Raw genomic sequence first — 15,267 nt, 5'->3', positions numbered from 1 at the left:
ATGAGACACAAAATTACAAATATATTTTACAGTTTTACTTTTGCCTTAGTTATAATGGCTGCTTTTCCAGCTCTGGCACAACAAGGAAATAAAACCTTTTTAGTTCGTGGTCAGGTTATTGACTCAAGTGATAAACTCAGTATTCCAGGGGCAACAATTGCCGAACAAGATTCTGAAAATCGTACCGTTTCTGGTGCAATAACAGATATTGACGGAAATTTTGCTATACGCGTTAAAGATCCAAATAACAAATTATTTATTTCTACAATTGGATATAAATCACAACGCATTGAAATTAAAGGTAGAGAATTCATTAAAATTGCACTTGTTTCTACTGTAGAGTCACTTACAGAGGTCGTTGTTAAAAGTACAAAAAAGTCTGACAATGGTTTAATGAAAATTGATGACAGAAACAGAACGACAAGTGCTGTTACTATAAATGCAGCAGAATTAGCTTATACACAAGCTCCTACTATCGATGAGGCCCTGCAAGGACGTTTGGCCGGTGTTGATATTACTTCTACAAGTGGTGATCCCGGAGCAGGAATGCAAATCAGAATTAGAGGAACTTCTTCTATTTCAGGATCTTCAGATCCTTTAATTGTAGTAGACGGGATGCCGTATGAAACATCAGTTCCGGATGATTTTAACTTTGGTACAGCCGATTCTGAAAGTTATTCTGCCTTATTAAATATTGCTCCTACAGATATTGAAAGCATTACCGTTTTAAAAGATGCTGCTGCTACTGCAATGTGGGGATCACGTGCTGCCAGTGGGGTTTTATTAATTACCACTAAACGTGGTGGAGTAAGCTCACCAAAAATTGCTTATACGTATAAAGCAACGATTTCTAAATTGCCTTCTACTATTCCGATGTTAACCGGGGATCAGTATTCTCAGTTGATTCCTGAAGAATTTATGAATAGAAACGGAGTGCCATTAAATACCTGGGCTGTTAAAGAATTTCAATATGATCCTCTGGACGTTTATAATTTTAATAATTACGGACAAAACACAAATTGGATAGATGCTATTTCGCAAACAGGTATAGCACATGAGCACAATCTTTCTTTACAAGGAGGAGGTGAAAAAGCCCGATATTTTAGTTCTGTTGGTTATTACACACAAAAAGGAGTAACTATAGGAACAGGTTTAGACAGAGTAAATGCCCGATTAAACTTAGATTATATCGTTTCTGACCGTATTAAATTCAGAACCGATATCGCTTATACTCATACTAAAACACTTCGTAACTATGTAAACAGTTTTGATGATAAGGACGGTGACAAACTGCGTGGTGTTGCTTTCATTAAAATGCCAAATATGAGTATTTATGAATATGACGAAATGGGAAATCTTACACCAAATTATTTTTCACCAGCCCAAAATATCCAGGGTACTTATTCCGGAACTTATAATCCGGTTGCAATGGCTGAATTTGCCTTTAATGATCAGATTCAGGATCGTATAACTCCCCATTTTAATGTAAATGTGGATATTATACCTAAAATATTTATTTCGACTTTTGACTTACAATTTGACTATAAAAGCACCAAAACGAAATCATTTTTACCACAAAATGCTACAGGACGTCCTTTTACCGAAACCACTGTAAACAGAGCTACGGATGTTGATAGTGATGAGTCTAATATTGTAACCAAAACAAACTTTATTTTTACGCCAAATATTGGAGAGAAACAAACTTTACAAACGTTACTATCATTGCAAACCAATGATTTTATGTACACCACTCATCGCGCAATGACATCCAATACAGCATCACCAGTATTAACAGATCCTTCAGTTCCTTCAAGAACTCAGAATTCAGATTTATTCTTATACACCAATAATGGCCAAGCCAGAAGTGTTGGTGCATTGATAAGCACCCAATATGGTTTACTGGATCGTTATATCCTTAATGTAGGGATACGTGCAGACGGAAATTCTAAATTTGGTCCAAAAAACAGATATGGCTATTTCCCTTCAGTATCTGGTCGTTGGAGAGTTTCAGGAGAACCGTTTATGAAAAATGTTACTTTTATTGATGACTTGAGTATTAGAGCCAGTTATGGACAATCCGGTAGAGCTCCAAAAGGGGACTATAATTATTTCAATACGTACTCAAACTTTAGTACTCAGTATTTAGGACTAAATGGAGTTATTCCTTCTAATATTGAATTGAGTAATTTGCGTTGGGAGACGTTAAAAGGTACAAACTTAGGTTTCAACTTACAGCTGTTTAAAAGCCGTGTTACATTAGATGTTGATTTGTATAAAAACGTCACTGAAGACTTGATTTTTGACAATCTTCAATTAAGTAGTATTTCTGGTTACAATAGTGTAGATCAAAACGTGGGAACACTGCAAAACAGAGGAATCGAAATAGCACTTAACACTACCCCTCTCAAGTCTAACAAATGGAAAATTGATTTCAATTTCAATATTTCAAGCAATGAAAACACTGTTACGAAAATTTCTGAATATTATCCAAGTGAAAGTGGAAATACCGACAAAAATGGAGAATACAAACGTTTCCTTCAGGTTAATAATCCTTTTGGTTCATTTTATGGATACCGTTTTAAAGGAGTTTATACAGATCTTGAGGCCACTAAAGCTAAAGATGCCAATGGAAACACAATTGTAGGGCCTAATGGACAAGAAGTATTTATGCGTTTCAATTATCCAATTACAAATTATGTATTCCAGCCCGGAGATGCTATTTATGAAGATGTGAATCATGATGGAAATATCGATAGCCGTGATGTGGTTTATTTAGGAAACAGTAATCCTAAATTTACAGGTGGTTTTGGCCCAACAATAAGCTTTAACAATCAATTTAGGCTATTACTTTATTTTACCTACAGAGTGGGTTATGAGGTAGTAAATGGTGCCGATATGAAAGCCACAAATATGTACGGTTACAGTAATCAAAGTACGGCTGTTTTATCCAGATGGCGTAATCCTGGAGATGTAACAGATATGCCCAGAGCTGTTTATCAATCCGGATACAACTGGTTAGGTTCTGACCGTTATGTTGAAGATGCTTCTTTTGCCCGTCTTCGTTCGGTTACTTTCAGTTATAACTTTAGCAAAAATTTAATCAAAAAATTAAAACTGGGAGACTTAAGCTGTTACATAACTGCTGATAACTTGATCACTTTTACTAATTATAGAGGTCAGGACCCTGAGGTAAGTATGAAATCCGGAGATCCTTTTGCTATCGCAACCGATAATTCAAGTACTCCCCCAACAAAACGTGTTACTATAGGAGCTTCAGTTCGTTTCTAATAATAAAATTTGAATTATGCAAACTAAAATAAAAACAATTCTTGCCATCTTCACTCTATTTATCGCTGCAACTTCCTGCGATGATTACTTAGATTTACGTCCGCAGGACGGAATTATCCGAGAAGAATTTTGGAAAACTAAAGAAGACATTCAGGCTGCTGTTATCGGTATGTATTCTTCTTTGTTAAATTCGCCCCCGGGAGTAAGTGATTTCCCAATGTCTCAATATCTATTCATGCACGGAGAATTAAGAGGCGATATGATTGCTCCTGGTTTAAATGCTACCGAGGATCAAAGAGATATTATGAACTCCAATATTATGGCTTCGAATGATTTGACCAATTGGGCTATATTTTACAGAACCATCAACTATTGTAATACAATCATTGATCTTGCCCCTGCGGTTAGAGAAAAAGATCCTACTTTAACTCAGGTTCAACTCAATCATTTTCTTTCAGAAGCTTTGGCAATAAGAGCATACCTGTATTTTACATTGGCTCGTACTTTTAAAGATGTACCCTTAAAATTAACAGCCACGCTTACCGATGAAGATAATTTTCAATTGCCTGTTTCTCCTCAAAAAGATGTATTTGCGCAGGTAATCAAAGATCTTAAGTTAGCTGAAGGATATGCTGTACAGGATTATGGTAATAATGACTCTAATAAAGGACGTATCACAGTTTATGCTATTAATGCAATGCTAACAGATGTTTACCTATGGAACGACAACTTTCAGGAAGCTTTTGATGCAGCTGACAAAGTAATTAAATCAGGAAAATTTGATTTAATCAAAGTTTCCAACAATACCTGGTTTAATACTGTTTATGCCAAAGGAAATTCAATTGAAAGTATTTTTGAATTTCAATACTCTAAAACAAATTTAGGGCCATTTTACAATATATTCTTTCAAAGACATCAGTTTTTGGCTTCAGCTACTGTTTTAGAGGATGTTTTCGGAGTTGACTTTACAAATCCGGCTAATAAAGATATTAGAGGTGATCGTACTTCTCTGGTAGCCGGAACCAATGAAATTTACAAATTTACAGGCGAAAATAACGATACCAGAAAAGAATTACAGGGCGCAGACACCCATTGGTTTGTATATCGCTATGCCGATGTATTACTAATGCAGGCTGAGGCACTTGCTGAATTAAACAGAGGATCAGAAGCTCTTACAATTATAGAAGAAGTTCGATTAAAACGTGAAGCAATCGACATGACTGCTGAGACGATTGCTACCGATAACAAAAAAGAAGTTATAGACTATATATTAGCAGAACGTTCGCGTGAATTAGCTTTTGAAGGCAAACGCTGGTTCGATATGCTTCGTAATGCCAGAAGAAACAATTATGCACGACTGGATATTTTAATTGATGGCGCTATTTTAAGTGCTCCTGCCGATCAACAGCAATCCATTATCGCAAAATTAAAAGACTCAAATAGCCATTATTTGCCTATTAATACTTACGAACTTTATACCAATAAAGCACTTGTACAAAATCCATTTTATAAATAAAAAAAATTAAGACATGAAAAGACTATTAAGATTACCTAGCCTCTTGAGATTTACTTTAGTGTTTTTGATCGCTTTAGTGTTTCAAAATTGCACTGAGCAAAAAATTAAGGAAAGTACAGACGAAACTCTTAACATTACCGATTATTTAAGAGATACGGAAGAATATTCTATGTTTTCAGAGCTTCTGGAAATTACCAATTATGCTCCATTCATGAATACCTATGGAACTTATACTTTATTTCTTCCTACTAATGATGCGATGAAAGAGTATTTAAAAGATGTAGGCGCTGCTTCATTAAAAGATGTTCCGGTGGCAGATTTACAGAATATTGTTAAACTTCACATCTTAAACCAAAAAATAAATACCACTGCTTTTACCGATGGAAAAATAGCTACTCCAAGTTTATATGGCCAGTTTTTAGTAACCGGAGCTACAAATAAAAACGGAGAATCAAGTACAACTGTTAATAAAACAGCCAGCATACTTAAATCTAATGTTGAAGTAGGAAATGGAGTAATTCATGTTATTGATAAAGTACTGCGTGTTGCAGATAAAACGTTAGCCCAGACTATTGAGCAGGACACAAGCCTTTCTTTGTTTACTGAAGCTTTAAAAATTACAGGGTGGTACGATGTACTTAATAAACCTATTGATTATACTACAAATGACATCGAAAGTTACCTTACTGTTTTAGCTCAAAATAATGATGCTTTTAAAGCAGCAGGTATTAATAATATTGAAGAATTAAAAGCAAAATACAGTCATTTGCATGAGCCTTTAAATCCAAAAGACAGCTTGAATTTATTTGTGAGCTACCGTATTTTACCAAAATTACAATATTTAGCAGACATCGCAATATCACCGGCTCTGGTTACTAAAGCTCCTCTTGAAGTTATTAGTGCAAAACTTGATAAGGATGTCATTTTGTTAAATGAAGAGGTTTTTAATGGCGTATTAGAAAAAGGTGTAGCTATTGTTAGAGAAAAAAGTGACTTAACAGCTTCAAACGGAGTATTACATTTTGCAGAGGCTAATTTTGCCATCAAAAAACGTTTACCGGCTCCTGTTTATTTTGATTTTTGTGATCAAAATGAATTTAGACAGTTAACTTCTGTTTTCAGAATACCAGGAGCAGCCCCTAAAACATCCTTAGCCAAATCTTTATTTAAAGATGTTACCTGGGATGGAAATGATCCTATTACTTATTTCAAAGATGCGGCCAGAGGTGGTACAGTAGGTTTTGGATGGCATGGTGATTGTCTGGAACTTCTTCAATTTCGCGATGGACGCGTTCAAAACATAGCCTTTAAAACTCCTGTAATTATTAAAGGAAAATACAAAGTATGGATTTCTTACAGAGCACAAACTACAAAAGTTGGGCTTGTAAAAGTATTTTTTGATGGTGTAGAATTACCCCGACAAATTAACTTTTTAGAATTTGTAAACACTTCTAGTATCCCTGAAAGAGTATTAGAGTCTCAAGGCTACAAACGCCATGTTCAGCCAACAAGCAGTAAAATGAATTGTAGATTAGTAGGTACAATTGATGTAACAGTTACCGGAAGACATACCTTAACATTACAATCTCAATCGGCATTTACAGGCCAAACCTGGTTGGATGTAGCAGAGTTCCGTCCTGTAGACATGGATCAGTTGTATCCAAAATTTGATTCTGGTGGAGACGGTTTTGCACCATTGCCATAATTCAAGAGTTAAACCAAAATCTAATTTCAAAACCTTAATTAAGTAAAAATGACTTTATTAAAATATAAAAAACTACTTTTTATCCTTCTCACCATAGGACTGGCTTCTTGCTCCAGTCCGTGGGATGATAAAGAGAATAATGGTGATACAAATTTAAATCAAACACTAAATGAAGCAATCAGTACTACATCAGAAACCGCTGAATTTGGTAAATTATTAACCCAAACCGGGTATGATAAAATATTAGCTGCTTCTAAAACCTATACTGTTTTTGTACCAACAAACGAGGCCCTGAAGGCTGTAAGCACAACAATATTAAATGACCCTGAAGCGCTAAAGAAATTTGTTGAAAACCATATTGCATTAACCTCTTTTTCATCTGTAAGAAATACAGAAGAAGACAGAATCAAAATGCTGAGTGATAAATATCTAACATTCAAGGGTGCTACAATAATTGGCGATGCAACTATAGTTACTGCAGATCACTATGCAGCCAATGGCGTCTATCATATTATTAATAAAGCACTTGCCCCAAAACTAAATATTTGGGAATATGTTAAGGCAAACGCCAGTACTTCGGCAATGAGTAATTATTTAACAAGTCTGACCGCTTTTAGTATTTACAAAAGTGATGCTGATGCAAAACTTACTGCTACTCCTGGATTTCTTGCAGATTCATTATCAAATTCGTATTTAAAAAATGTTTACAATCTTAACAACGAGAAAAATTCTTATACGCTTTTCTTAATGGAAGATGAAGGTTACGATGCCGAAGTAACCAAAATGAAACCCTATTTGATTAAGCCATCAAATGATCCTGCAATTGATTCAACTGCTATTTATTCTAAATATTTTACAGTACGAGACCTGGCTTTTCCAAAAGCTTATACAAAAGAGGAACTGCCTGCTAAATTAATATCACGATTTGGTGTTGAAGTTGATGTAGATAAAACACAAATTGTTGGCGAGCCAATTGTATTGAGCAACGGAATTGTTTACATCATGAAAAAAGCAAATGTTGATATTGCCAAACGTTTGGTTCCTACAATGATCGAAGGGCAGGATAATACCGGTTTTTATAATGGGCTTCGTAACAGGATACTTTATCGTGATAAAAAAGACCCTATAGGAGGTTTTTTATACAAAGATATTATGGTACAAAAACCTGGTGTTGCTTTGTTTACTTTATCTTATGCAACTAAAGATTTATACAGCACAAAATACCACGTATATTGGCGTGCTATAAACGATATGCAGGCTGTTGCTTTTAAACAAAGTTTGTCGCTTTATGGAAAATCTGAAAAAAAAGGTGATATAACAACTGGTGCTGATCTAATTAAATCATTTGGATATATCGACGTACCACTTAATGAATACAAAGAAATCTATATAGGTGAGTTTACATTAGATCAGGCTCGTGATTTAAATTTTATATTACTGCAAGCTGCCAATTCAACGGCAGATTTCGTTAACACTCTTAGTCTTGATTATTTAAAATTCGTTCCTGTCCCTAAAAATTAATATTTTATAAAAAGTTAATTATGTTAAAAATTATAAAACTAACCTGCCTTGTAAGCCTCTTTTTTGCTGGTAGCCTTGAATCTCAATTATATGCTCAGGAAGCTCAGGATTCAACCGCAACAGCTCCTCAGAAAAAAGTACAGGGAATTTTAGTACAAGGTGTTGTTAAAAGTGCAAAAACAAATATAGGCTTATCAGGAATCAACATTGCTGTCGAAGGATTTTCGGCAGCCATTACAAAGGATGACGGTAGTTTTGAAATTCAGGTGCCAAATTTAGGCGCAATACTAACTATTAGTGCACAGGATTTTCAAACCAAAGTGTACGCCATCAAAAACAGAAAATCAGGTTTAGAGATATTCTTAAATGAGGCCAACTACTCTACTACCTATCAAATAGCAAATTTACCATCCGGAGATATCATGCAGTATAATAATACAAATGCTGCCAATGTGGTTAACTTCAAAAAAGATCAGTGGTCAAGTTCTGTAACAGAATCTGTAGCAGGGTTTCTTCAGGGCAGAACAACCGGATTAAACAGTATCAGAAATTCGGGTGCACCAAATGCAGGAAGCTATTTAACTTTAAGAGGTTTCAACTCATTATATGCAAGCAACCGCCCTTTAATTGTTGTAGACGGAATGATTTATGATGATGAAGATTACGGTTCCGGAATCATACAAAACAACAGCTCTTCTCCTTTAACAAATATTGATGTTAAGGATATTGAAGATGTAACCATTATTAAAGACGGTACTTCGTTATACGGAACCAAAGGAGCTAATGGAGTAATCAATATTACAACAACCAGAGCGAGCGAGTTATCAACTAAAATTGACTTCACAATGTATGGAGGAGTTAATCAGACTCCTGATGAAATACCATTACTTGGCGCTGATGCATACCGTACGCACATCACTCAGTTAGAATCAAGCCGTGGACTATCCCAACAACAAATTGCTGATTTGCCTTACATGAATGATCAGGTTGGCTCTGTTGGATATTACAAATATCATAACCAAACCAATTGGCAGGATCAGGTTTTTAAATCCAGTTATAATCAAAATTACTTCCTTAAAGTTCGCGGAGGTGATGATATTGCAAAGTTTGGTTTGTCTGTTGGGTACTTAGACAGCCAGGGAGTTGTTAAAGGCACAAATTCAAAACGTTATAGTGTACGCTTAAATGCTGCTCTGCGACTTACAGAAAAACTAAGTGTAGATGCTAATCTTTCTTTTATTGATAACCAGCAAAATCAATGGAACCAAGGTTTAGCCTATAAAACAAGTCCGTTGTATTTAGCCTTGACAAAATCTCCTTTTTTAACATATTACGATGTTAGTGACGCCGGAGAAGTTTCGCCTAACTTTGCTGATACAGACTATTTTAATGTAAGTAACCCAAATGCTATTTTGGCCAATGGATTTGCTAAAAATAACAACTACCGCTTTTTTGGTAACCTAAAATTCAATTACGCTTTAAGCAAAGCCTGGAACATTACATCAATTGCAGGTTTGAATTATAATAAAGAAAGAGAGACTTTTTTCCTTCCGGATTACGGAGTTGCTGACCTTATTTTACCTACTGCTATTGGTAAAAACCAATCAGGAAGTGAAGTTCAGATTTACAATGGCCTGTATACCGATACTTTTGCCAGTTACCTTAAAAACTTTTCTAACGACCACAATGTAGATGTTCGTTTCGGATTCAGGGCTCAAACCAGTAAAACAGAAAGTGATTTAGGTTTAGGATACAATTCTTCAACTGATGATTTTACAAGTGTAGGTGCAGGTTCTAATTTATTGCGTCAGGTTGGAGGAGCATTAGGCGAATCACATTGGCTGAATATCTATGCTAATGGAAACTATAATTTCCGTAATAAATATTTCTTAACGGCAAGTTATGCTGTAGATGGTTCAAGCCGTTTTGGAGATGATGCCTCAACAGGAAAAAGTAAATATGCATTGATGTCTTCAATTTCTGGTGGCTGGATGCTTTCTTCTGAAAACTTTATGAAGGATATAAAAGCTATCGATTATCTTAAGCTTAGAGTTGGTATTGGTACCAGCGGAAACGATGATATTGGTAATTATACTGCACAAACTTATTATGTTTCTCAAAATTTACTTGGAATGCAAGGTTTGGTTCGAGGCAATATTGGAAATCCTGATTTGCAATGGGAAACGGTTACAAAAAAGAATTTGGGAATAGATTTAAGTATGTTTAAAGAAAGAATCAATCTATCTGTTGATTACTTTAGAAATAAAACATCCAACATGATTACGTATGAAACAATCACTGCCGAAAGCGGGTTTGATTACGTAGTTTCTAACGGTGGCGCAATGCGCACAGTTGGAGCAGAACTTTCTTTGAATGCACGTGTTATTAATACTCCGGATTTTATTTTCGACTTTGGATTTAATGTTAGTCATTATAAAAATAAAGTGCACGGTTTACCAAGCGGTGATATTCTTACACAATTTGGAGGTGCAACTTATATAACTTCAATAGGTCAGGATGCCAACTTATTTTACGGGTTAAATAGTAATGGAGTGTACAGCACAACAGCTGAAGCCAATGCTGAAGGATTATCAAGACGTTTAACAAATGGAAACTTAGTTCCTTTTAGCGGTGGAGACATGCGTTTTACAGACACTAACGGAGATAAAGTTATTGATGATAAAGACCGTATGGTTATTGGCAACCCAAATCCGGATGTAATAGGAAGCTTTAGTACTAATTTTACGTACAAACGATTTAGCCTGCAAGCCTTGTTTAATTTCTCTGTAGGTAATGATCTTTATAATGGTGTTCGCTACAATCTTGAAAAAATGAGCGGATACGAAAATCAAAGTATTGCAGTCGCAAACCGATGGAGAGCCGAAGGACAACAAACCAATATGCCAAAAGCAACCTGGGGAGATCCGATGGGTAATGCAGAATTCTCAGACAGATGGATTGAAGACGGTTCTTACTTAAGATTGAAAACCTTGGTACTGGGATACAATCTTCCAATGAATGATAGTAAATACATCAAATACATTCAACTGTATGCTACTGCCAACAATTTGGTAACTTTTACCAAATATCTTGGATACGATCCTGAATTCAGTGCTACTTCATCTATATTTGGTCAGGGTGCAGATGTAGGTCTGACTCCTCAGTTTACAAACTATCAACTTGGATTACGCTTAGGATTTTAAAATTATTTTACAATATAGAGAACAGACCAATGACAACAATAAGAACAAAAACAAAAAAATCTGCCAAAGCCTTGTTATGGATGTCAGTACTATTACTTAGCCTAAACTCTTGTGAGCAATACCTGGATGTAGAACCTCAGGACAAAGTTGCCGAAGAGCAAATGTATCGTAACGTATATGACGCCGATGCAGCAGTCATAGGGATTTATGGCAAATTTATGGGACTCGCTAAGAAATATGTTATCCTTAATGAAATGCGTGCAGATTTGATGACAACAACAAACAATTCTGATCCCTATCTAAAAGAACTTTCAGAACAAAATGTTTCTGCCGAAAATCCATACGTAAATCCAAAAGATTTCTATCTGGTTATTCAAAACTGTAACGATGCCCTGAAAAATTTCGATATTATGGTTGCCGAAAAGAAATTTACCCAATCGCAATACGAACAGCGCTATGCAGATGTTGCCTGTATCCGTTCCTGGATTTATTTACAATTAGGAATTCAATACGGAACCGTACCTTACATTACAGAACCTATCGCAAACGTAGAAGACGTTAAAAATATTAGTAAGTTTCCAAGACTTTCTTTTAATGAACTTATTGATGAACTGGTAAAGTTTACAGAAGGATTAAAGTATAAAAAAATATACGAATCAGGCAGCAGTTTATTAGTAACAGTAGACGGCTATAATACCGAGAAGTTTTTTATCAATAAAGAATGCTTATTGGGTGATTTACAACTTTGGAAAGGAAACTATCTGGAAGCAGCGATGCATTATAAAAATGTAATGGAAACTGGTACTCCAAGAAACGATGTTGACATGTACAGAGTAAAATTTGCTGAAGTTGTTACAAATAATGATTTAGCAGTTGGTTATTTAAGATATTATGAACAGGATGCTACAACATTGGTAGATAATAACACTCAGGGATGGAGATCCATTTTTGGAAGAGACAGAGATGTATTATGGAACACCGAATGGATTTGGTCATTGCCTTTCGACAGTGATTTTGCACCTAAAAACCCATTTATAGAAATTTTTTCAAAAACAGGCGGAAAATATTTAGCTAAACCATCTCAACGCGCCATTGATCTTTGGCAGAGTAATACGCAAAGTAATGGTTTTCCTTATGATGCACGTGGACAAAAATTTACTTATAAAGTGGTAGGTGGAGAAAATGTAATTATGAAATACATTTATAAATATGAAAATGCTGGCAATGCTTTTAAAACAGATGGTGACTGGTTTTTATACCGTGCAGCCAAATTACATTTGCGTTATGCAGAAGCAGCCAACAGAGATCATAAACATAGAGTTGCTGATGCCATTTTAAATTTCGGAATAAAAAATGCCTATATGCCTGCGGGTTATAATGAGGCAACAGGAGATGCTACAAATATTGAGCAAACCAAACTGCCTTTCCCGTATGATTTTGATGCACGTATGGGTGATTTTCCAACATTCAGAGCAATCTGGCACCGTGGAGCCGGTATTCGTGGCCGTGCCAGACTTCAAAGAGCTGCAGTTGTTGGAGACAGTTTAACTTCTATTGAAAACAATATTATTAATGAAGCTGCATTAGAATTAGCTTATGAAGGAAACCGCTGGGAAGATCTGGTACGTGTTTCTTTACGCCGAAACGACCCTGCCTTTTTAGCTGATAAAGTCTATGAAAAATTAAGCAAAGACGGAAACGGAAAAGCAGACGAAGTACGTTCTAAACTAATGAATGTTAACAATTGGTATTTGCCTTTTACATGGAAATAGCATTATAAACTAAATAAATAGTTTCAAACTATTACAAGCAAAAAGACCCTAGTAGTAAACAAATTCTACTAAGGTCTTTTTTATTTTCAGGAGCTACTCCAGCCATCCACTATATCTTTGCCTGCTTAAAGAAAGCAGGCAAAGGATGCCGTTCCTGTCTGGGCTAGGGCATCTGTTTTCAAAAGAGAGTTAATCTTAGAGAATTATGTTTAAAATTCTAAAGCAAATTCCCTAAAAAATCATTTTTTTAACCCGTTGGGTGAAATTGATTAAAAAGATTGATTTGATTATAAAAAGTATAAAAATTGAGAGTGAAACATCATTTATAACTTAAGGAATTGATGTCATCCTGAGCGGAGTCGAAGGCTTTTGAATACAAAAGGGCTTCGACTAAATTTATCCTGAGCAAAGCCGAACGGACTCAGCCTGACACTCATTTTTAATTTCACCAACTGTTTTTTTATCCAAAAAATATCTACAGCTTATTTTTACTACCCTGAGTTCGATTAATCCAATACAAAATTATTTACAAATTAATGATGTTGCTTAATATTCCTGCAAGGTCTTTTTCGAGACCTTGTAGAAATTCTATCATTAGTATTGATACCTACAAGGTTAATAAAACCTTGCAGGATAAGCAATATAAGGTGTTTTTTTGAATAATCGAACTCAGGTTACTAGTCTAAGCAAAACCATTCCTTCACCTCTTCCTCAATAGTTTCTTCTATCAAAACATTTTCAAACTCATTAGTAGAGGGATTATATAGGTAGGCTTTTTGCCATTCTTCATAATGAAAAGCTACTTGTTGTATCGCTTCACAAATAAACAAAAGCTCTTCAGTAGCCATTGTGGGATGCAGGGATAAGCGAACCCAGCCCGGTTTATTACTCAGGTTTTTCTGAAGAAGTTCACTGGTCATCATTTTAGACTTTTCCTCATCAAAGCCAAACAAATAATGTGCATACGTACTCGCACAGGACCAGCCACCGCGAACCTGAATTCCGAAACGGTCATTTAAAAGCCTTACGATTAAATTGTAATGGATATTTTCTATCGTAAAAGAAACACAGCCAATTCGCTCACTTTTTAAATCGCCCAAAATAGACAAACCATCTGCTTTTTGAAGTTCCGAATAACAAAAATCCAACAACTCTTTCTCTCGGTTTTGGATGTTCTCTACTCCCATTTGCTCTTTAAGTTCCAGACATAAAGCCGCACGCATCACCTGAAGAAAACCAGGAGTTCCGCCATCTTCTTTTACTTCAATCGCATCACTGTAATGATAACCGCCCCAGGGATCCGTACATTTTACATTTCCTCCGCCCGGATTATCGGGAAAATCAGCTTTGTATAATTTTTCATTAAAAACCAAAACGCCACAGGTTCCGGGTCCGCCCAAAAATTTGTGCGGCGAAAAGAAAATCGCATCCAACTGCTCTTCGGGATTTTCAGGATGCATGTCGATTTTAACATAAGGAGCCGAAGCGGCAAAATCTACAAAACACAAACCTCCGTGCTGATGCATGATTTTTGCCAGTTCATGATACGGTGTAATAATTCCGGTAACGTTGGAACAGGCCGTAAAAGAACCAATTTTTAAAGCTCGGTTTTTGTATTTTTTAAGTTCTCCCGAAAGTATTTTCGGGTCAACCAGATTGTTTTCGCCAGCAGGCAAAACCACTACATCTGCAATGGTTTCGTACCACGGAACCTGATTAGAATGATGCTCCATGTGCGTGATAAAAACCACCGGTCTTTCATCATCAAAGTTCAGTTTTACATTGTAAATATTATCGGCAGACCGCAATCCCATGATACGCTGTAACTTGTTCAAAGCAGCTGTCATTCCGGTTCCGGTGGTAACCAAAACATCTGATTTATTAGCGTTTACGTGCTTTTTTATCAGCTGTCTTGCATACTGATACGCATAAGTTGATGCTTTACCCGTTTCACTTGAAAAAGAATGTGTATTGGCAATCATCGGACCTATTTTATTGAGCATAATATCCTCAATCGGAATGTACAATCTTCCGCTGGCAATCCAGTCTGCGTAATATAATTTTTGTATCCCGTAAACCGATTCGAAAGTATGGTTCACTCCTATTATATTTCCTCTAAACTCCGAAAAATGCTGTTCTAATTCGGTTGTTCTTAAAGTAACTTCCATTTTCATTTATTATTTTAACCCATTAGGTACAATTAGTTTTTGATGATAATTTTTCGTCAGTTCGAGTGATCCCGATTTTTCATTGGGATTGTAT

At 35.7% G+C, this 15,267-nt stretch carries 7 protein-coding genes; 6 read left to right on the top strand and 1 reads right to left on the bottom strand.

What is annotated here, in order from left to right:
• Genes FLV_RS01040 through FLV_RS01015 form a run of 6 tightly spaced genes read left to right on the top strand, consistent with a single transcriptional unit; the run spans position 1 to position 13,005 of the window.
• The gene (locus FLV_RS01040) at positions 1-3,288 is read left to right on the top strand and encodes a SusC/RagA family TonB-linked outer membrane protein (RefSeq protein ID WP_243230163.1); all 3,288 of its coding nucleotides are present in this window, start codon (positions 1-3) and stop codon (positions 3,286-3,288) included.
• Between the two features lie 16 nt (positions 3,289-3,304).
• Positions 3,305-4,804: a RagB/SusD family nutrient uptake outer membrane protein gene (locus FLV_RS01035; protein ID WP_243230162.1), complete on the top strand. Its 1,500-nt coding sequence runs from the start codon at positions 3,305-3,307 to the stop codon at positions 4,802-4,804.
• A 13-nt stretch (positions 4,805-4,817) separates the two neighbouring features.
• Complete coding sequence (locus FLV_RS01030; protein WP_243230161.1) at positions 4,818-6,509, top strand: fasciclin domain-containing protein; 1,692 nt, start codon at positions 4,818-4,820, stop codon at positions 6,507-6,509.
• Between the two features lie 48 nt (positions 6,510-6,557).
• Positions 6,558-8,030 carry a fasciclin domain-containing protein gene (locus tag FLV_RS01025; RefSeq protein ID WP_243230160.1) on the top strand — a complete coding sequence of 491 codons (1,473 nt, stop codon included), beginning with the start codon at positions 6,558-6,560 and terminating at the stop codon, positions 8,028-8,030.
• A gap of 20 nt (positions 8,031-8,050) precedes the next feature.
• Complete coding sequence (locus tag FLV_RS01020; RefSeq protein ID WP_243230158.1) at positions 8,051-11,233, top strand: SusC/RagA family TonB-linked outer membrane protein; 3,183 nt, start codon at positions 8,051-8,053, stop codon at positions 11,231-11,233.
• A gap of 29 nt (positions 11,234-11,262) precedes the next feature.
• Positions 11,263-13,005, top strand: a complete 1,743-nt coding sequence (locus FLV_RS01015) for a RagB/SusD family nutrient uptake outer membrane protein (protein WP_243230156.1) — start codon at positions 11,263-11,265, stop codon at positions 13,003-13,005.
• A 677-nt stretch (positions 13,006-13,682) separates the two neighbouring features.
• On the opposite strand, the gene FLV_RS01010 is transcribed toward FLV_RS01015, so the two are convergent.
• Positions 13,683-15,173, bottom strand: coding sequence for an aminotransferase class V-fold PLP-dependent enzyme (locus tag FLV_RS01010; RefSeq protein ID WP_410745945.1), 1,491 nt, complete (start codon positions 15,171-15,173; stop codon positions 13,683-13,685).
• Positions 15,174-15,267 lie beyond the last annotated feature (94 nt).

It is taken from the genome of Flavobacterium pectinovorum (genome assembly GCF_022802975.1).
GTDB lineage: Bacteria > Bacteroidota > Bacteroidia > Flavobacteriales > Flavobacteriaceae > Flavobacterium > Flavobacterium pectinovorum_B.
Note: the sequence above shows the minus strand (reverse complement) of the source record. Positions and strands in the feature narration are given on the sequence as shown.

Coding starts and splice junctions, on each gene's coding strand:
- FLV_RS01025 (WP_243230160.1), top strand. CDS start 6,558: ATGACTTTATTAAAATATAAAAAACTACTTTTTATCCTTCTCACCATA.
- FLV_RS01015 (WP_243230156.1), top strand. CDS start 11,263: ATGACAACAATAAGAACAAAAACAAAAAAATCTGCCAAAGCCTTGTTA.
- FLV_RS01010 (WP_410745945.1), bottom strand. CDS start 15,173: ATGGAAGTTACTTTAAGAACAACCGAATTAGAACAGCATTTTTCGGAG.
- FLV_RS01040 (WP_243230163.1), top strand. CDS start 1: ATGAGACACAAAATTACAAATATATTTTACAGTTTTACTTTTGCCTTA.
- FLV_RS01030 (WP_243230161.1), top strand. CDS start 4,818: ATGAAAAGACTATTAAGATTACCTAGCCTCTTGAGATTTACTTTAGTG.
- FLV_RS01035 (WP_243230162.1), top strand. CDS start 3,305: ATGCAAACTAAAATAAAAACAATTCTTGCCATCTTCACTCTATTTATC.
- FLV_RS01020 (WP_243230158.1), top strand. CDS start 8,051: ATGTTAAAAATTATAAAACTAACCTGCCTTGTAAGCCTCTTTTTTGCT.